17 protein-coding genes are annotated in these 17782 nt (G+C 74.4%); 16 read left to right on the forward strand and 1 reads right to left on the reverse strand.

All coding sequences use genetic code 11. The features are described 5' to 3' along the window. Positions 1 to 1012 precede the first annotated feature (1012 nt). The 8 genes from ASF47_RS20080 (at position 1013) to ASF47_RS20115 (ending at position 7995) form a co-directional block, all read left to right on the forward strand. Positions 1013 to 1300 carry an HNH endonuclease signature motif containing protein gene (locus ASF47_RS20080; protein ID WP_056865827.1) on the forward strand — a complete coding sequence of 96 codons (288 nt, stop codon included), beginning with the start codon at positions 1013 to 1015 and terminating at the stop codon, positions 1298 to 1300. Positions 1301 to 1483: 183 nt separating this feature from the next. Beyond that, positions 1484 to 2353 (forward strand): SGNH/GDSL hydrolase family protein, encoded by an 870-nt coding sequence (locus tag ASF47_RS20085; RefSeq protein WP_082500569.1) that lies wholly within the window; start codon positions 1484 to 1486, stop codon positions 2351 to 2353. Between the two features lie 26 nt (positions 2354 to 2379). Then, positions 2380 to 3249 (forward strand): ATP-grasp domain-containing protein, encoded by an 870-nt coding sequence (locus tag ASF47_RS20090; RefSeq protein ID WP_056865828.1) that lies wholly within the window; start codon positions 2380 to 2382, stop codon positions 3247 to 3249. Between the two features lie 193 nt (positions 3250 to 3442). Then, a complete protein-coding gene (gene groL / locus ASF47_RS20095) occupies positions 3443 to 5071 on the forward strand; it encodes a chaperonin GroEL (RefSeq protein WP_056865829.1) in 1629 nt (542 codons plus the stop codon). Positions 5072 to 5164: 93 nt separating this feature from the next. Further along, positions 5165 to 5737, forward strand: coding sequence for an RNA polymerase sigma factor (locus tag ASF47_RS20100; protein WP_056865830.1), 573 nt, complete (start codon positions 5165 to 5167; stop codon positions 5735 to 5737). Further along, entirely contained in the window at positions 5734 to 6447 is a 714-nt protein-coding gene (locus ASF47_RS20105) for a hypothetical protein (protein ID WP_056865831.1), read from the forward strand. The genes ASF47_RS20100 and ASF47_RS20105 overlap by 4 nt, the downstream gene beginning before the upstream one ends. A 10-nt stretch (positions 6448 to 6457) precedes the next feature. Beyond that, complete coding sequence (locus ASF47_RS20110) at positions 6458 to 7027, forward strand: nucleotidyltransferase family protein (protein ID WP_082500570.1); 570 nt, start codon at positions 6458 to 6460, stop codon at positions 7025 to 7027. A gap of 11 nt (positions 7028 to 7038) precedes the next feature. Further along, positions 7039 to 7995: an aminoglycoside phosphotransferase family protein gene (locus tag ASF47_RS20115; RefSeq protein ID WP_162242303.1), complete on the forward strand. Its 957-nt coding sequence runs from the start codon at positions 7039 to 7041 to the stop codon at positions 7993 to 7995. A 5-nt stretch (positions 7996 to 8000) separates the two neighbouring features. Here the strand turns inward: ASF47_RS20115 and ASF47_RS20120 are convergent, their stop codons facing one another. Then, a complete protein-coding gene (locus ASF47_RS20120; protein ID WP_056865833.1) occupies positions 8001 to 8381 on the reverse strand; it encodes a DUF2256 and DUF3253 domain-containing protein in 381 nt (126 codons plus the stop codon). Between the two features lie 61 nt (positions 8382 to 8442). Between ASF47_RS20120 and ASF47_RS20125 the strand changes: the two genes are divergently transcribed. The 8 genes from ASF47_RS20125 to ASF47_RS20160 all read left to right on the forward strand — a co-directional run bounded on the left by ASF47_RS20125 (position 8443) and on the right by ASF47_RS20160 (position 17733). After that, complete coding sequence (locus ASF47_RS20125; protein WP_056865834.1) at positions 8443 to 9324, forward strand: AAA family ATPase; 882 nt, start codon at positions 8443 to 8445, stop codon at positions 9322 to 9324. Next, complete coding sequence (locus ASF47_RS20130) at positions 9321 to 10508, forward strand: vWA domain-containing protein (RefSeq protein WP_235558823.1); 1188 nt, start codon at positions 9321 to 9323, stop codon at positions 10506 to 10508. Before ASF47_RS20125 ends, ASF47_RS20130 begins: the two co-directional genes overlap by 4 nt. Then, complete coding sequence (locus tag ASF47_RS20135; protein ID WP_056865835.1) at positions 10501 to 11649, forward strand: XdhC family protein; 1149 nt, start codon at positions 10501 to 10503, stop codon at positions 11647 to 11649. The genes ASF47_RS20130 and ASF47_RS20135 overlap by 8 nt, the downstream gene beginning before the upstream one ends. A gap of 136 nt (positions 11650 to 11785) precedes the next feature. Further along, positions 11786 to 13027 (forward strand): helix-turn-helix domain-containing protein, encoded by a 1242-nt coding sequence (locus ASF47_RS20140; RefSeq protein ID WP_056865888.1) that lies wholly within the window; start codon positions 11786 to 11788, stop codon positions 13025 to 13027. 95 nt (positions 13028 to 13122) lie between these two features. Continuing rightward, positions 13123 to 13629: a (2Fe-2S)-binding protein gene (locus tag ASF47_RS20145; protein ID WP_056865836.1), complete on the forward strand. Its 507-nt coding sequence runs from the start codon at positions 13123 to 13125 to the stop codon at positions 13627 to 13629. Next, complete coding sequence (locus tag ASF47_RS20150) at positions 13626 to 16130, forward strand: xanthine dehydrogenase family protein molybdopterin-binding subunit (RefSeq protein ID WP_056865837.1); 2505 nt, start codon at positions 13626 to 13628, stop codon at positions 16128 to 16130. Before ASF47_RS20145 ends, ASF47_RS20150 begins: the two co-directional genes overlap by 4 nt. Further along, entirely contained in the window at positions 16127 to 16981 is an 855-nt protein-coding gene (locus tag ASF47_RS20155) for an FAD binding domain-containing protein (protein ID WP_056865838.1), read from the forward strand. Before ASF47_RS20150 ends, ASF47_RS20155 begins: the two co-directional genes overlap by 4 nt. A 5-nt stretch (positions 16982 to 16986) precedes the next feature. Beyond that, on the forward strand, positions 16987 to 17733 hold the full coding sequence (locus tag ASF47_RS20160; RefSeq protein WP_056865839.1) for an SRPBCC family protein: 747 nt from the start codon (positions 16987 to 16989) through the stop codon (positions 17731 to 17733). Positions 17734 to 17782 lie beyond the last annotated feature (49 nt).

A 17782-nucleotide genomic window follows, 5' to 3' on the forward strand; every position in this document is an offset into this window, starting at 1 on the left:
TTCCACGACCTGTTCCACGACCTGATCTGCGCCACCGCCGCCGAGCTCGGCCGCCACCAGAGCACCACTGGAGCCGTGGTCGAGTCGCTGGAGGTCCGTAAAGCCAGGGCGRTCGGGGTGATCACCGACCGCGCCCAAGGATTGACCGCGTTGGACTCGGTGGAGCCCACGACGGCGAAGGAGCGGGTGGTCTACCTCCACCTGCGCCCCGAGGACCTCGAGCGTGCCGAGACCCTCGCCGCCCTCGACACAGCCCGCATGAACGGAGAAGAACCAGCGCCGGTGGAGCCCCCGCCACCCGCCGAGGCCCCGGCCGACGAGCCCCCACCCGACCCCCGGGACCTCCCCACCCCCGCCCCCGCCGACCACGAGACCGTCCCCGCGGGACAGGTCACGACCCCGGTGGCTGAGGAGCGAGCGCAGCGAGCGTCTCGAAGCCAGGCCTCCGCCGGCGGCGACCCCGAGACCACATCCGCCGAACAGGCCACGACCCCGGTGGCTGAGGAGCGAGCGCAGCGAGCGTCTCGACGGGCTCCCTTCTCGACCCCGGCGGCGACCCCGAGACCACATCCGCCGAACAGGCCACGACCCCGGTGGCTGAGGAGCGAGCGCAGCGAGCGTCTCGACGCCCCGCCGCGGGCAACGACCCCGAGACCACCGCCGGACAGGCCCCGGCCCCGGTGGCTGAGGAGCGAGCGCAGCGAGCGTCTCGAAGCCAAGCCCCGGCCACCGACGAACAGCCCGCGAACGAGCAGCCCGCCGACGAGCAGCCTGCGGACGACCCGTACGGCACCACCGGGCCCGACCTACGCCCCACAGCGGTCCACCGCCACCACGAGACCATCCACCTCTCCCAGATCGACCGCACCGGCCCACCACCCGGTGTCGCCACCATCGAGGGCCTCGGCGTCGTCTCCACCACCACCCTGCGCCGCTGGCTCCTTGGCACCAAGGTCTACGTGCGCCCCGTCATCGACCTCGACCCCACCACCGGCACGACCCACCACCCTGGATGCGCGAACACGTCACCCTGCGCGACCCACGCTGCGTGTTCCCCGGCTGCACCGTGCCCTCACGACGCTGCGACCTCGACCACATCCAGCCCTACCGAGACCCAGACCACGGCGGCAGACCCGGCCAGACGCACCCCTCCAATCTCGCGCCGCTGTGCCGCCACCACCACCGGCTCAAGACCACCGGCTCGGAGGGCAGTCCACCCTGGCGCTACCACCGGAACCCTGACGGCACCTACGCCTGGACCAACCCCCACGGCTGGACCACGCTGGTCCGCGTCGGCTGAGCCCTGTCGGCTTAGCCCTGTCGGCCCCCGGCGCCGAGGTGCGGCTCCCGGGGAAGCGGCCCGATGTGGGGGTGTCTGCGACCGTGGTGCGGTCGGGGTCCGGGTCGAGGGGTCCGGCTGGGCGACACGTCGCCTCCACGCCCACGACACCGCCCGTTCAGGAGCACCTGGTTGAACGTCCCCATGCCCCACGCCCCCTCCACGACCCACGCCCGCTCGACGCGCCACCGGCTCGTCGCGGTCGGTGTGGCCGCCGCGGCGGTCGGCGCGGCCACCGGGGGGCTCGGGATCGGCGCGCGCGAGCTGCTCCACCGCCAGGCCGACCACGCGCGCCGGCTGATCGGGAAGCCCCTGGGCGAGGTGGCGCCCGACGCCGACCGCACGTGGAAGAAGTCCTACGGCGACCCCGTGCAGCTGCTGCTGCTCGGCGACTCGATCGCGGCAGGTCTGGGCGCCGACCGGCCCAAGGAGACCCTCGGCGGCCGGCTGGCCAAGGGGCTGGCCAAGGCGACCCACCGGTCGGTGCGGCTGCGCACGGGCGCGGTCGTCGGGTCGGAGAGCTCGATGCTGACCGCGCAGCTGGCCGGGCTGCCCGCGTCGTACCGCGCCGACGTGGCCGTCATCGTCGTCGGCGGCAACGACGTGACCCACCGCGTGCCCGTGGCCGACAGCGTGAAGCACCTCGAGGAGGCGATCGCGCTGCTGCGCGAGCGCGGCACGGCGGTGGTGGTCGGCACGTGCCCCGACCTCGGGCTGCTGCGGCCGGTGCCGCAGCCGCTGCGGGCGCTGGGCTCGCGCGCCTCGCGCCAGCTGGCCGCCGCCCAGATGACGGCGGCGGTGGCCGCCGGGGCCCACGCGGTGTCGCTGGCGCACTGCGTGGGCCCGTTCTTCATCACCAACCCCGACGAGATGTTCAGCCTCGACCGCTTCCACCCCAGCGCCCTGGGCTACAAGCGCACCGCCAAGGCGATGCTGCCCTCGGTGCTCGCCGCCCTGGGCGTCGCGGAGCAGGTGCCGTTCGGTCACCGCGCCCCGGCCCTGCCGCCGGGCTGAGCCCGCGGGTGCGGCAGGCTCGTGGTGTGACGACCGTGCTGCTGGCCACCTTCGACCTCCTGCCCGACGGCGAGCGCGGGGGCGACCTGCTCCCGCCCGCCCTGGCCCGGCGCGGCGTCGACGCCCGGTGGGTCTCCTGGTCCGACGACACCGTCGACTGGGCAGGGGCCGACCTGGTCGCCGTGCGGTCGACCTGGGACTACCACCGCCGGCTCCCGGAGTTCCTGGCCTGGGCCGAGCGCGTGGGCCGGCAGGCGCCGCTGCTCAACGGGGCCGACGTCTTCGCCTGGAACGCCGACAAGGCCTACCTGCTCGACCTCGCGGCCGACCTGCCCGTCGTGCCGTCCCGGCTCGTCGACGACCCCGACCTCGCCGTCGCGCTGGCCGCGGCCCTGGCGGAGCACGGTGAGGTCGTGCTCAAGCCGCGCACGGGCGCCGGCGGCGTGGGCCTGGTGGTGGCCGCCCGCACCGACGACCCCCGCCTGGCCGACCTCGGCGCCGGGCCCTGGCTGCTGCAGCCGGTCGTGGCGTCGGTGCGCACGACGGGGGAGCGCTCGCTGTTCGTGCTCGACGGCGCCGTGGTCTCGCAGGTGGACAAGGTGGCTCCCTCCGACGACCTCCGCGTCCACCCGCAGTACGGCGGGAGCTCGCGTCCGGTGCCCCTCGACCCCGCGGCGGTCGACCTCGCGGAGCGCGCGACCGCCTGGCTGGGCGAGCGCTTCGGCCGCCCGCTGCCCTACGCCCGCGTCGACCTCCTCGAGGTCGACGGCGCCCTGGCGGTGAGCGAGGTCGAGCTGATCGAGCCCGGGCTCTACCTCGACCTCGTGCCGGGCAACGCCGAGGCGTTCGCCGACGTCGTCGTCGGCGCCCTCGGCGCCGCGTCGACCGCCCCCTGATTTCTTGCACTCGCCCAGGGCGAGTGCTAAACATGATGCTGGCACTCTCCTCTGGAGACTGCCAAGACATCAGGACCGGCGGGTTGAGGTCTGCAGCGTCGGCGGGAAGGGTCCGCCGGATCGGCCAGATCGTCCGTCGCGGGCAACGAGCCGGTCCGTCCACGCACGTCCCATGCGAAGGATCGCAGGAGTTATGTCGAAGCTGATTGCTTTCAACGAGGAGGCCCGACGCGGCCTCGAGCGTGGCATGAACACGCTCGCGGACGCCGTCAAGGTGACCCTCGGCCCCAAGGGGCGCAACGTCGTCCTCGAGAAGAAGTGGGGCGCACCCACGATCACCAACGACGGTGTCTCCATCGCCAAGGAGATCGAGCTCGAGGACCCCTACGAGAAGATCGGTGCCGAGCTCGTCAAGGAGGTCGCCAAGAAGACCGACGACGTCGCCGGCGACGGCACCACCACCGCCACCGTCCTCGCCCAGGCGATGGTCCGCGAGGGCCTGCGCAACGTGGCCGCGGGCGCGAACCCGATGGGTCTCAAGCGCGGCATCGAGGCCGCGGTGGCCGCCGTCTCGGAGCAGCTGCTCTCGATGGCCACCGAGATCGAGACCAAGGAGCAGATCGCCGCCACCGCGTCGATCTCCGCCGCTGACACCACCGTCGGCGAGATCATCGCCGAGGCGATGGACAAGGTCGGCAAGGAAGGCGTCATCACGGTCGAGGAGTCGAACACCTTCGGGCTCGACCTCGAGCTGACCGAGGGCATGCGCTTCGACAAGGGCTACATCTCGGCGTACTTCGCGACCGACATGGAGCGTATGGAGGCCGTGCTCGAGGACCCCTACGTCCTCATCGCCAACCAGAAGGTCTCCAGCGTCAAGGACCTGCTGCCGATCCTCGAGAAGGTCATGCAGTCGGGCAAGCCCCTGCTGATCATCGCCGAGGACACCGACGGCGAGGCCCTGTCGACCCTGGTCGTCAACAAGATCCGCGGCACCTTCAAGTCCGTCGCCGTCAAGGCCCCGGGCTTCGGCGACCGCCGCAAGGCCATGCTGCAGGACATCGCGATCCTCACCGGCGGCCAGGTCATCTCCGAGGAGGTCGGCCTGAAGCTGGAGTCGACCGGCATCGAGCTGCTCGGCCAGGCCCGCAAGGTCGTCATCACCAAGGACGAGACCACGATCGTCGAGGGCGCCGGCGACGCCGCCCAGATCGAGGGCCGGGTCAACCAGATCCGCGCCGAGATCGAGAAGTCCGACTCCGACTACGACCGCGAGAAGCTCCAGGAGCGCCTCGCCAAGCTGGCCGGCGGCGTGGCCGTCATCAAGGTCGGCGCGGCCACCGAGGTCGAGCTCAAGGAGCGCAAGCACCGCATCGAGGACGCCGTGCGCAACGCCAAGGCGGCCGTCGAGGAGGGCATCGTCGCCGGCGGCGGCGTGGCCCTGGTGCAGGCGTCGGCCACCGCGTTCGACAAGCTCGAGCTCGAGGGCGACGAGGCCACCGGCGCCAACATCGTGCGCTACGCCACCGAGGCCCCGCTCAAGCAGATCGCGGTCAACGCCGGCCTCGAGGGCGGCGTCGTGGCGGAGAAGGTGCGCAACCTGACCCCCGGCCACGGCCTCAACGCCGCGACCGGCGAGTACGTCGACATGCTGGCCTCCGGCATCATCGACCCCGCCAAGGTGACCCGCAGCGCGCTGCAGAACGCCGCCTCCATCGCGGCGCTCTTCCTCACCACCGAGGCCGTCGTGGCCGACAAGCCCGAGAAGGCCGCCCCCATGGGTGGCGACCCCTCCGGCGGCATGGGCGGCATGGACTTCTGAGTCCCGCCCCGCACGACCCGCAGCACCCGTAGCACCCGCACCACCGGCAGGGCCCCCGCTCCGGCGGGGGCCCTGCTGTGCTTGGCTGGAGTGGTGGACCCCGCCGAGCAGGACGCCCGCGACCGCGCGCGCTTCGAGGAGCTCGCACCCACCCTCGTCGAGCCGCTGCGTCGCTTCCTCGCCCGCCGCACCGACGCCGACACCGCCGAGGACGTGCTGGCCGACACGCTGCTCGTCTGCTGGCGCCGCGCCGACCAGCTGCCCGACGAGCCGCTGCCCTGGGCCTACGGCGTCGCGCGCAACTGCCTGGCCAACGCCGAGCGGGGCCGCCGTCGCCAGCAGCGCGTGGCCGCGCGCATCGCCGTGGTCGACCCGCCGCGGGCCAGCACCGCGGGGCCGGGGCACGACGCCGTCACCGACCCCGACCTCGCCGCCGACCTCGACGCCGCCCTCGCCGCGCTGCGGGAGGAGGAGGCCGAGCTGCTGCGGCTGTGGGCGTGGGAGCAGCTCACGCCCGCCGAGCTCGCCGTCGTGCTCGACATCAGCGCCAACGCCGCGAGCATCCGTCTCCACCGCGCCCGCGGCCGGCTGCGCGAGGAGCTCGCCGCCCGAAAGGACGAGCGCGCCGCCGGACATGAGGGGACGAGAGGGAGGAGCAGCCGATGACCGACGACCCGCAGCCCGACCCGCAGCCCGACCCGCAGCCCGACGCGGAGCACGACCCCGAGCTGCGCGCGCTCCTGCGCGGCGCCGACCCGGCCGTCTCCCTGCCGCCGGCCGACCCCGCGCGGGTGGCCCGACTCCTGGAGGACGTCATGAGCAAGCCCCGTCACGGTGAGGACGTCTCGACCACCACCGGCGAGAACCGCGCCAGCGGCACCCGCGGCCGCAGCCCGCTGACCTGGCTGGTCGCCGCGGCCGCGGTGGCCCTCATCGGCGTGCTCGGGGTGGGCGCCCTGCTCGGCGCCGACGACGAGGACGACGTGCCCACCGCCGGCGACGCCCCCGCCGTCTCCGGCGACGCGGAGCCCAGCGTCACCCGCCTCGAGGTCGCCGACGCCCCGGCCGGTCGCTGCATGGTGCCGACCCCCGAGGTCCTGGCGGGCGCCTCGCTGGCCTTCGAGGGCACCGTGACCGAGCTGGTCGACGGCACGGCGGTGCTCGAGCCCTCGGAGTTCTTCGCCGGCCGCTCCACCGACACCGTCGAGGTGACCGCGCCGAGCGAGGACCTCCAGGCCCTCGTCTCCGCGGTCGACTTCCAGGTCGGCGAGCGCTACCTCGTGGCCGCCGACGGCGCCCAGGTGATGGTCTGCGGCTTCAGCGACCTGGCCACCCCGGCCCAGGAGCAGCTCTACGCCGAGGCCTTCAACCGGTGAGCGCACGACCGTGACCGTCGCCGGCCTGCTGCTGGCCGCCGGCGCCGGTCGGCGGATGGGTACGCCGAAGGCGCTCGTCGACGACTGGCTGGTGCGCGGGGTCGCCACGCTGCGCGACGGCGGATGCGACACCGTGACCGTGGTGCTCGGCGCCGCCGTGGAGGAGGCCGTGGCCAGGCTCGAGGGCACCGGCGCCGACCACGTGGTGGCGCAGGACTGGCACCGCGGCATGTCGGCGTCGCTGGCCGCCGGTCTCGCCGCCCTCGGGAGTGACGGGCGCGACGGGTGTGACGGGGGCGGGCCGCCCGAGGTCGCCGTCGTCAGCCTGGTCGACCTGCCCGACGTGGGTCCCGCGGTGCTGCGGCGGCTGCTGGCCGAGCCCCGCGGTGCCGCCACCCTCGCCCGGGCCTCCTACGCCGAGGGACCCGGCCACCCGGTGCTGCTCGGACGCGACCACTGGGCGGGGGTGCGCGCCGGGGCCACCGGCGACCGTGGGGCCCGCGACTACCTGCGCAGCCACCCCGTCGAGCTCGTCGACTGCTCCGACCTCGCCACCGGCCGCGACGTCGACAGCCGCTGAGCGTGGCCCCGGTGGACCCCGTGCCCCCCGCACCGACCGCCCCCGTGCGGCTGCAGCCGCTCACGCGCGCGCGGGTCGCCGACCTCGGCGAGCCGGCCCGCGCCTGGGCCGCCGGCCTGCCCGCCGTGCTCGCCGAGCTCTGCGCGCGCTGGGGGCTGACACCGGGGCGCAGGCTGCCCGGCGGCAGCGCGTCGTACGTCGTGGGCGCGAGGACCGCCCGCGGCGAGGAGCGGGTGCTGAAGCTGCGCCTGCCCGACCCCGCGCTGGCCGACGAGGCCGGTGCCCTGCGACGGGCCGACGGCCGCGGCCACGTGCTGCTGCACGACCACGACGAGCGCCACGACGCGCTGCTGCTCGAGGCGCTGGGCGGGTCGCTGGAGCAGTCGCCCCTCGCGCCGCACGACGCCCTCGCGGTGCTGGCGGCCACCCTGCGCGAGGCCTGGACCGTGCCGCTGCCCGAGGGCCCGCCGCCGCCCCCGGGGGAGCGCGCCCTCGCGCTGGCCGCACTGCTGCGCCGCCGCGACGCCGACCTCGGCCGGCCCTGCGACCCCCGCGTGCTGGCCGCCGCCCTCGACGCCGCCGAGCGGCGCGCCGGGGCCGACGACCCCGCCCGCCACGTGGTGCTGCACGGCGACCCCCACCCGGCCAACGCGCTGCGCGTGCGCACCCCGCGACCCGGCGCCCCTGCGGGGTGGGTGCTCGTCGACCCCGACGGGGTGCGCGGCGACCCCGCCCACGACCTCGGGGTCGCGCTGCGCGACTGGACCTCGCGGCTGGTCGGTCCCGACCCGCGCGGGGTGCTGCGCGACTACGCCGCCAGGCTCGCCGACGCGACCGGTCACGACGCCGACGCGGTCTGGGACTGGGGCTACCTCGAGCGGGTCTCCACGGGGCTCTACGTGCTCTCCTTCGGCGCCGACGCGCTGGGTCGGCGCTTCCTCGACTCCGCCCGCGCGCTGGTCGACTGACCGGCTCAGCGGGCCCGACGGATCCGGATCGCGCCCTTGGCGGTGGAGGGGTCGACGACGCGGCCGCCCTGGGTGATCTCGACCTCGCCGGCCGCCACGAGCCGCCGGGCCGCACGCCGCGCCGGCTCCATCAGCTCGCGCCAGCCCTCGTCCTCGGCCGGCCCGACGGCCCGGGCGGCGTCGGAGGGGCAGATCGTCGACATGCGGGCGCGGGCGGCGAGCAGGTCGAGGATGGCGGCCTCGAGCCGGCGGTCGGTGTCGGTGACGCCGTGACGGCGGCACGAGGTGGAGCAGTACTTCACCGAGTCCCAGTCGCGCTCCCACTTCTTGCGCCACTCGATGGTGCGCCCGCACGACGCGCAGGTCTTGGGCTCGGGCACGCTCACGCCCCGAGTCTGCCTCCACCGGCCAACCCGGGACCAACACCGCCCCGTCTACGGTGGGCCGATGCAGCCGACCCCTCCCGCGAGCCCGTCCGACGTCGCGACGCTGCTGGGCTCGACGGGCTACCTCTGCGACGACGACCTCGCCACCGTCGCCTTCCTCGCCCTGCGCATGGAGCGCCCGCTGCTGCTCGAGGGCGAGCCCGGCACGGGCAAGACCGCGCTTGCCGAGGCGCTCGCGCAGACCCTCGACCTGCCCCTCGTGCGGCTGCAGTGCTACGAGGGCATCGACGCCACCCAGGCGCTCTACGACTGGGACTTCCCCCGCCAGATCCTCCACCTGCGCGCCCTCGAGGCCGCCGGCGGCGCCGACGCCGAGGAGGCCGAGAAGAGCCTGTACGACGAGCGCTTCCTGCTCGCCCGTCCCGTGCTCGCGGCCCTCCAGCAGAGCCCGGCCGTGCTGCTGGTCGACGAGGTCGACCGCGCCGACGACGAGTTCGAGGCCTTCCTGCTCGAGGTGCTCTCGACCTACCAGGTCTCGATCCCCGAGCTCGGCACCGTCGCGGCGGCGACCCCGCCGATCGTGGTGCTCACCTCCAACCGCACCCGCGAGCTCCACGACGCCCTCAAGCGGCGCTGCCTCTACCACTGGATCGACCACCCGGGCCTGGAGCGGGAGGTGGAGATCGTGCGCTCCCGCGCGCCCGAGGTGTCGGAGACCCTGGCCCGCCAGGTGGTGACCCTGGTGCAGCAGCTGCGCGAGGGCGGCTCGCTGCAGAAGCCGCCGGGCGTCGCGGAGACCCTCGACTGGGCGCGCGCGCTGGAGCACCTCGGTGCCGAGCACCTCGACCTGGAGACCGCCGCCCGCACGCTGGGCGCCCTGGTGAAGTACCGCGAGGACGCCGAGCGCGTGCGCCACGCGCTCGACCGGGTGCTCACGGCGTGAGCGTGCCGACCGACACCCGGGAGGCCCCCGACGAGGCCGGTCGCGGGGCCGGTCACGGGGCCGGTCACGGGGCCGACGAGATCCTGCTGGCCTTCACCCGCGCGCTGCGCGCCGCGGGGGTCGGGGTCACCTCCGACCGCGCCCAGACCTTCCTCGCCGCCGCGTCGGTGGTCGGGCTCGACGACGTCGACGCCACCCGGTGGGCCGGCCGGGCCACGCTGTGCGCCGGCCCCGACGACCTGGTGCGCTTCGACCAGGTCTTCGAGGCGTGGTTCAACGCCCGCGACGGCCTGCCCCGCACCGTGCCCACCCCGCCGACCGCCCCGACCGCGTCGCAGCTGCCGGAGTCCGACGCCGCGGGCGGGGCGGGCTCCGAGGCCGACGCCGACCTGGTCCGGGCGATGGCCAGCGACACCGAGGTGCTCCGCCAGCGCGACGTGGCCGGCATGACCCACCACGAGAAGGCCCGGCTCGCGGCGATGTTCGCGACGCTGCGGGTGCGCCCGCCGCGGCGGCGTACGCCACGGCACCAGGGGTGGCACCGCGGCGACGTCGACGCGGCCCGCACGCTGCGCGCCAGCCTGCGCCGCATGGGGGAGCCCTCGGAGATCGCGTGGCGGCGCCGCGCCACCCGCCCGCGGCGCGTGGTGCTGCTGGTCGACGTGTCGGGGTCGATGAGCGGCTACGCCGACGCGCTGCTGCGCCTGGCCCACCGCATCACCCTGGCCACCGCCGACGCGGCCGGGCGCGCGGGGTCGGTCGAGACCTTCACCGTCGGCACCCGACTGACCCACCTGACCCGGGCCATGCGGCTGCGCGACCCCGAGCGGGCGCTGGTCGCCGCCGGCGAGACGGTGCCCGACTGGTCGGGCGGCACCCGGCTGGGGGAGTCGCTGCGGCTCTTCCTCGACCGCTGGGGCCAGCGCGGCATGGCCCGCGGGGCCGTCGTGGTCGTCTTCAGCGACGGCTGGGAGCGCGGCGACCCCGCGCTGCTGGCCGAGCAGGTGGAGCGGCTGCACCGCGTCGCCCACCGCGTGGTGTGGGTCAACCCTCACCGCGGCAAGGCCGGCTACGCGCCGGTGCAACAGGGCGTGCTGGCCGTGCTGCCGCACGTCGACGACTTCGTCGCCGGCCACTCGCTGGCGACCTACACGGAGCTGTGCGAGGTGATCGGTCGTGCGTGAGGTGCTGCCCGAGCTGATGGAGTGGTGGGAGGCCGGCGAGACCGTCGGCGTGGCCACCGTCGTCGCGACCTTCCAGTCGGCGCCGCGCCCGCCCGGCGCCTCGATGCTGGTGGGCCCCGACGCCTCGGCGGTGGGCTCGGTCTCCGGCGGCTGCGTCGAGGGCGCGGTCTACGAGCTGGCCCAGGAGGTGGTCGGCTCGGGCACCCCGCAGCTCGAGCGCTACGGCGTCTCCGACGACGACGCCTTCGCCGTCGGGCTGACCTGCGGCGGCATCCTCGACGTCTACGTCGAGAAGGTCAGCCGCGAGACCTTCCCCGAGCTGGCCGAGATCGCCGACGACATCGCGCAGGGGCGTCCGGTGGCCGTGGCCACCGTCATCGAGCACCCCGACCCCGCGTGGCGCGGGCGCCGCGTCGTGGTGCGCCCCGAGACCGAGGGACTGGCCGCGGGCAGCATCGGCTCGCCGCGCGCCGACGACGCGGTGCGCGACGACGCCCTCGGCCTGCTCGCCACCGGCACCAGCGCCGTCCTCGGCTACGGCCCCGACGGGGAGCGCCGCGGCGAGGGCATGCGGGTCTTCGTGTGGGCCTTCGCGCCCAAGCCGCGGATGCTCGTCTTCGGCGCCATCGACTTCGCCGCGGCCGTGGCCCGGGTCGGGGCGTTCCTCGGCTACCACGTCACCGTCTGCGACGCCCGGCCCGTCTTCGCCACGGCCAGCCGCTTCCCCGAGGCCGACGAGGTCGTCGTCGACTGGCCCCACCGCTACCTCACCGCCGAGCACGAGGCGGGTCGCGTCGACGGGCGCACCGTGCTCGCCGTGCTGACCCACGACCCCAAGTTCGACGTGCCGCTGCTCGAGGTGGCCCTGCGCCTGCCCGAGGTCGCCTACGTCGGGGCGATGGGCTCGCGCCGCACCCACGACGACCGCCTCGCGCGGCTGCGCGAGGTGGGACTCACCGAGGCCGAGATCGCCCGGCTCTCCAGCCCGATCGGGCTCGACCTGGGCGCCCGCACCCCCGAGGAGACCGCGATCAGCATCGCCGCCGAGATCATCGCCGGGCGCTGGGGCGGCAGCGGCGAGCGGCTCGCGAGCACCGACGGCCGGATCCACCACCACGACCGGCCCGCGCTAGGGGTCTGACCCCCGGGCCGGAGCGGCGCCCGGGGCCGTCACGACGAGGTGAACAGGTGTGACCGCGATCACCCGCCCGGTGCTACGTTGGGCCCAGACCAGGCGGGATGCCGGCTCGTGCCGGGCGGAGAGGTCAGGGGTGGGCATGACGGGCAGCGACCTCCAGGCGCGCAGGTACGACGCGGTCCGCGCCTGGACCTCCTTCGTCGAGCGTGGTGACGAGGCCGAGGCCCTCGTGCGCCCGGAGATCCTCACCAGCTGGACCCGCTCGTCGCGTGCGGTCTCGAAGGACCTCACCGAGGCGCCCCTGGCCGACGAGGGCGAGACCGAGGCCTACTGGCGCGAGTCGCCGCTGGCCGTCGCCGTCGAGCGGGTGGAGTCCGAGCTGCGCCGCACCGCCGAGGACGGCGACCTGGTCGTCGCGGTCACCGATCCCGAGACCCGGATCCTGTGGACCTACGGCGGGCGGGTGATGCGCCGCAAGGCCGAGAGCGTCAACTTCGTCGCCGGCGCCCGCTGGGACGACCGCTCGGCCGGCACCAACGCCCTCGACCTGGCCAACCGCCTCGACGCCCCCAGCATGGTCTTCAGCGCCGAGCACTACGCCTCGATCGTGCACAACTGGGTCTGCTGGGCCGCCCCGCTGCACGACCCGGTGACCGGGCGCCAGCTCGGCGTGCTCGACCTCTCCACCACCTGGGACCGCACCCACCCGATCGGCATGGCCACGGCGCGCGTCATGGCGCGCCTCATCGAGGGCGCGATGCCCCACACCCACCACGACCCCGCCGCGGCACTGCTGGAGGAGACCGGCGACCCCGGGCTGGTGATGACCCTGCTCGGCACGGCCGAGTCGCGCCTCGACGGCCAGCGCCTGCTGCTCAACCGCCGCCAGACCGAGGTGCTGGCGCTGCTGGCGCTGCACCCCGGTGGGCTGTCGCTGGAGCAGTTGCACGCGATGGTCTACGGCGACCAGGCCGTCACCTTCTCCACGCTCAAGGCGGAGGTCTCCCACCTGCGGGCCGCCCTGGACGGGCAGCTCTCCTCGCGGCCCTACCGGCTGCTGATGCCCGTGGCCACCGACGTCGAGCAGGTGCTCGCCCTCCTGCGCCGCGGCCAGGTCCGCGCGGCCGTCGACGCCTACGGCGGCGACCTGCTGCCCGGCACCAACTCCCCGGCCCTCAGCGAGCTGGGGGAGTACGTCGCGGTCGCCCTGCGCGAGGCCCTCCTGGCCGACCCCCAGCCCGACGCGGTGCTGCGCTACGGCGAGCTCGCGCCCTACGACACCGAGGTCGTCGAGCGCTGCGTGGCGACCTTGTCCGCGCAGCCCGGCCCCCACCCCGCGCTGCCGCTGCTGAAGGGCCGCCTCGCCGCCGCCGACGGCTGATCCCTCCCGGATGAGACGGCCCGCCGGAGGCCAACCCAGCACCAACCAGACCGACCTAGCGTGATGCGCACCACAGTCACCCTCAGGGAGAGTCCATGACCCGGATCAACCTCACCGTCGACGGCGCCACGGTCGCCGACGACGTCGAGCCGCGCATGCTGCTCGTGCAGTACCTCCGCGAGAAGCTCGGCAAGACCGGCACCGTCATCGGCTGCGACACCAGCAACTGCGGCGCCTGCACCGTGCACCTCGACGGCACCAGCGTGAAGTCCTGCAACGTCCTGGCCGTGCAGGCCGACGGCTCGGAGGTCACCACGATCGAGGGCCTGGCCCAGGACGGCCGGCTGCACCCCGTGCAGGAGGCCTTCCGCGAGTGCCACGGCCTCCAGTGCGGCTTCTGCACCCCGGGCATGATCATGCAGAGCGTCGACCTGCTCAAGGACAACCCCGACCCGAGCGAGGAGGAGATCCGCCTCGGGCTCGAGGGCAACCTCTGCCGGTGCACGGGCTACCACAACATCGTGAAGTCGGTGCAGCACGCGGCCTCGCAGGGCGCCGCGGGCGGCTCCGCCGTCACCCAGGCCGCCGGAGGTGCCCAGTGACCGCCACCCAGGAGCGTCCCGCCGAGGCCGCCAAGGAGATCGGGCGCGACCGCCGCCGCAAGGAGGACCAGCGCCTCATCACCGGGCGCACCCGGTGGACCGACAACATCGTGCTGCCCGGCATGGTCCACGTGGCCATGGTCCGCAGCCCCTTCGCCCACGCGAGGATCACCGGCATCGACAAGTCCGCGGCCGAGGCCTCGCCCAACGTGGTCAGCGTGATCACGGGCGCCGACGTCGCCGACGTGCAGGGCGCACTGCCCAACGCCTGGCCCATCACCCCCGACCAGGTCGCGCCGGCCCACCCGCCGATCGCCGTCGACCGGGTCGTGTTCGCCGGCGAGATCGTGGCCGTCGTCGTGGCCCGCAGCGCCGCCGAGGCCCGCGACGCCGCCGAGCTGGTCGACGTCGACTACGACGAGCTGCCCGCCGCCCTCGAGCTCAAGGCCGCCGCCGAGGCGACCCCGGAGAACGGCGGCGCGCTCGCGCACCCCGACCTGGGCACCAACAAGTCGGCGTTCTGGAAGTTCGACTCCGCCGAGGCCGGCACCGGTGGCAACGTCGACGAGGCCATCGCCAAGGCGCGCGCCGACGGCGTCGTGCTCGAGCGGGAGTACCGCCAGCAGCGCCTCATCCCGGCCTTCATGGAGCCGCGCTCCACGGTCGTCGACCCCACGGGCGAGCAGATCACCATGTGGTCGGCCACCCAGATCCCGCACATCCTGAAGTTCCTGCTCGCCGCCGTCACCGGCGTCTCGGAGTCGAAGATCCGCGTGATCGCCCCCGACGTGGGCGGCGGCTTCGGCGGCAAGCTGCAGACGACGCCGGAGGAGTTCATCACCTTCCTGCTGGCGCGTCGTCTGGGCAAGCCGGTCAAGTACACCGAGACCCGCTCGGAGTCGCTGATGGCCGCCCACCACGGGCGCGACCAGTGGCAGAAGCTCACCATCTCGGCCGAGAAGGACGGCACCGTCACCGGGCTCAAGGTCGAGCTGCTGGCCGACCTGGGCTCGCACGTCTCGCTGATCGGCGGCGGCGTGCCCGTGCTCGGCGCCTTCATGTTCAACGCGATCTACAAGTTCCCGGCCTACCAGTTCAACTGCCAGACCGTGCTGACCAACAAGACCTGGACCGACGCCTACCGCGGCGCCGGGCGCCCGGAGGCCACCTTCGGCATCGAGCGGATCATGGACGACCTCGCCGCCGAGCTGGGCGTGGATCCCTTCGAGCTGCGTGAGAAGAACTGGATCAAGCACGAGGAGTTCCCGTTCACGACCGTGGCCGGCCTGGAGTACGACTCCGGCAACTACGAGGCCGCCACGGCCAACGCCAAGGCGATGTTCGGCTACGACGAGCTGCGCGCGGAGCAGAAGCGGCGCCGCGAGTCCGGCGACCGGGTCCAGCTCGGCATCGGCGTGTCGACCTTCACCGAGATGTGCGGCCTGGCGCCCTCGCGGGTGCTCGGCTCCCTCGACTACGGCGCCGGCGGCTGGGAGCACGCCAGCGTGCGGATGCTGCCCACCGGCAAGGTCGAGGTGCTCACCGGGGCCTCCGCCCACGGCCAGGGCCACGAGACGGCCTTCAGCCAGATCGTGGCCGACCGCCTCGGGGTGGCCTTCGAGGACGTCGAGATCCTGCACGGCGACACCCAGGTGGCCCACAAGGGCCTCGACACCTACGGCTCGCGCTCGCTGGTCGTCGGCGGTGAGGCCATCGTCAAGGCCGCCGACAAGGTCATCGACAAGGCCAAGGTCATCGCGGCCCACCTGCTGGAGGCCTCCGAGGACGACCTGGAGTTCTCCGGCGGACGCTTCAGCGTCAAGGGCACCGACCAGGGCCTGGCCATGGCCGAGGTGGCGCTGGCGACCTTCGCGGCGCACAACCTGCCCGACGGCGTGGAGCCCTCGCTCGACTCCGACGCGACCTTCGACCCGGTGAACTTCAACTACCCCCACGGCACGCACCTGTGCGCGATGGAGGTCGACACCGAGACCGGCCAGGTGACGATGCGCAAGTACGCCGCCTGCGACGACATCGGCAACATCATCAACCCGCTCATCGTCGAGGGCCAGCTGCACGGCGGCCTGGTGCAGGGCATCGCCCAGGCGCTGTGGGAGGAGGCGGTCTACGACGACGCCGGCACGCTGGTGACCGGCTCGTTCGTCGACTACCTGCTGCCGACGGCGGCCGACACGATCAGCTTCGACCTCGACCACACCACCTCCCCGGCGACGACCAACACGCTGGGCACCAAGGGCGTGGGCGAGGCCGGCACGATCGCCTCCACCCCGGCCGTGGTCAACGCCGTGGTCGACGCGCTGCGCCCGCTGGGCGTCGACGACGTGCGCATGCCGTGCACGCCGGAGCGCGTGTGGAAGGCCATCAACGACGCCCGAGGTGGGCAGAAGGCCGAGACGGTCGGTGCGGCCGCGCCGCACTTCGACCCCTCGACCGGCATGGAAGGCACCGTCGACCGCACGACCGGAGGAGCGGACGCATGATCCCCGCACAGTTCGACTACCTGGCGCCCACCACCGTCGAGGAGGCCGTCGCGGCCCTCGTCGAGCACGGTGACGACGCCAAGATCCTGGCCGGAGGCCAGAGCCTGCTCCCCGTGCTGCGGATGCGGCTCAACGCCCCCGAGATGGTGATCGACCTCAACCGCATCGACTCCCTGCGCGGGATCACCGACGACGGCGACGCGATCCGCATCGGCGCGATGACCCAGCACTCGGTCGTGGAGCACGACCCGCTGGTGGAGGAGCACGCGCTGCTCATCCACCGCGCGGTCGAGCACCTGGCCGACCTCCAGATCCGCCACCGCGGCACCTTCGGTGGGGCCCTGGCCCACGCCGACCCCGCCGGCGACCTGGGCGCGCCGGCGCTCGCGCTGGGGGCGCAGTTCGTCATCCAGGGCCCGAACGGCTCGCGCACCGTCGAGGCCGACGACTTCTTCGTCGACCTCTTCGAGACCGCCATCGGCGAGGACGAGATCCTCACCGCGGTGCGGGTGCCCAAGCACACCGGCTGGGGCGCGCACTACGAGAAGTTCGTCCGCGTGGCCCACCAGTGGCCGATCGTGGCCATCGCGGCCACGGTCAAGGCCGAGGGCGGGGTGATCACCGAGGCCCGCGTCGGCATGACCAACATGGGATCCACCCCGCTGCGCGCCCGTGCGGTGGAGGACGCCCTGCGCGGGCAGCCGGCCACCGACGAGGCCGTGCGGGCGGCCGCCGCCCACGCCACGGAGGGCGCCAACCCGCCCTCCGACCTCAACGGCGACGCGGCGTACCGCAGCCACCTGGCCACGGTGCTGACCCGCCGCGCGGTGCTCGCGGCAGCGGGGGCCTGAGGCCCGTGGACCTCACCCACCGCTTCACCGTGCCCACCGGCGTCGAGGAGACCTGGGCGCACTTCCAGGACATCCAGGGGCTGGCCGAGTGCTTCCCCGGCGCCACCGTCACCTCGGTCGAGGACAGCACCTTCACCGGCTCCTGCAAGGTCAAGCTCGGCCCGATCGCCCTGGTCTACAACGGCTCGGGCACCTTCGTGGAGAAGGACGACACCGACCACCGGTTCGTCGTCGACGCGAAGGGCAAGGACAAGCGCGGCAACGGCACGGCCGGCGCCAAGGTGAAGCTCTCGATGCAGGCCTCGTCGCAGACCCCGGGGTCGACCGACGTGGAGGTGCTCACCGACCTGGCGATCACCGGCAAGCCGGCGCAGTTCGGCCGTGGCGTCATGCAGGACGTCTCCGACAAGCTGCTCGGGCAGTTCGTGGGCTGCCTGGAGCAGCGGCTGAGCGGACCGTCGGCCGAGGAGGTCGCGGCGCAGTCGGCCGCGGCCGCCCCGCCCGTGGACCCGGCGGCGGCCTCGGCCCCGGCGGGGGAGACCAGCGCCCCGTCGGCCATGGGCGCGCCTGCGGCACCCGCGGCCCCTGCGCCGGTCTCGGCGGCGCCGCGCCACGCGGCGCCCCCGCCGCAGGACGACGCGCTCGACCTGGGCGCCGCGGTCATCCCGATCCTGGCCAGGACCTACTGGCGCCAGGCCGCCGCCGGCCTCGGGGCGCTCCTGGTCCTGCGCTGGCTCCTCGGGCGGCGCTGACCCGCCGCGAGCCACCCGCCGCGACCCACCCGTCACGACCGACCCGACG

The sequence above is a fragment of the Nocardioides sp. Leaf285 genome (genome assembly GCF_001422955.1).
GTDB lineage: Bacteria > Actinomycetota > Actinomycetes > Propionibacteriales > Nocardioidaceae > Nocardioides > Nocardioides kribbensis.

Excerpts from the sequence above, each read along its gene's own strand:
- ASF47_RS20080 (WP_056865827.1), top strand. The coding sequence starts at position 1,013 with ATGCGCGAACACGTCACCCTGCGCGACCCACGCTGCGTGTTCCCCGGC.
- ASF47_RS20085 (WP_082500569.1), top strand. The coding sequence starts at position 1,484 with ATGCCCCACGCCCCCTCCACGACCCACGCCCGCTCGACGCGCCACCGG.
- groL (WP_056865829.1), top strand. The coding sequence starts at position 3,443 with ATGTCGAAGCTGATTGCTTTCAACGAGGAGGCCCGACGCGGCCTCGAG.
- ASF47_RS20105 (WP_056865831.1), top strand. The coding sequence starts at position 5,734 with ATGACCGACGACCCGCAGCCCGACCCGCAGCCCGACCCGCAGCCCGAC.
- ASF47_RS20125 (WP_056865834.1), top strand. The coding sequence starts at position 8,443 with ATGCAGCCGACCCCTCCCGCGAGCCCGTCCGACGTCGCGACGCTGCTG.
- ASF47_RS20140 (WP_056865888.1), top strand. The coding sequence starts at position 11,786 with ATGACGGGCAGCGACCTCCAGGCGCGCAGGTACGACGCGGTCCGCGCC.
- ASF47_RS20145 (WP_056865836.1), top strand. The coding sequence starts at position 13,123 with ATGACCCGGATCAACCTCACCGTCGACGGCGCCACGGTCGCCGACGAC.
- ASF47_RS20155 (WP_056865838.1), top strand. The coding sequence starts at position 16,127 with ATGATCCCCGCACAGTTCGACTACCTGGCGCCCACCACCGTCGAGGAG.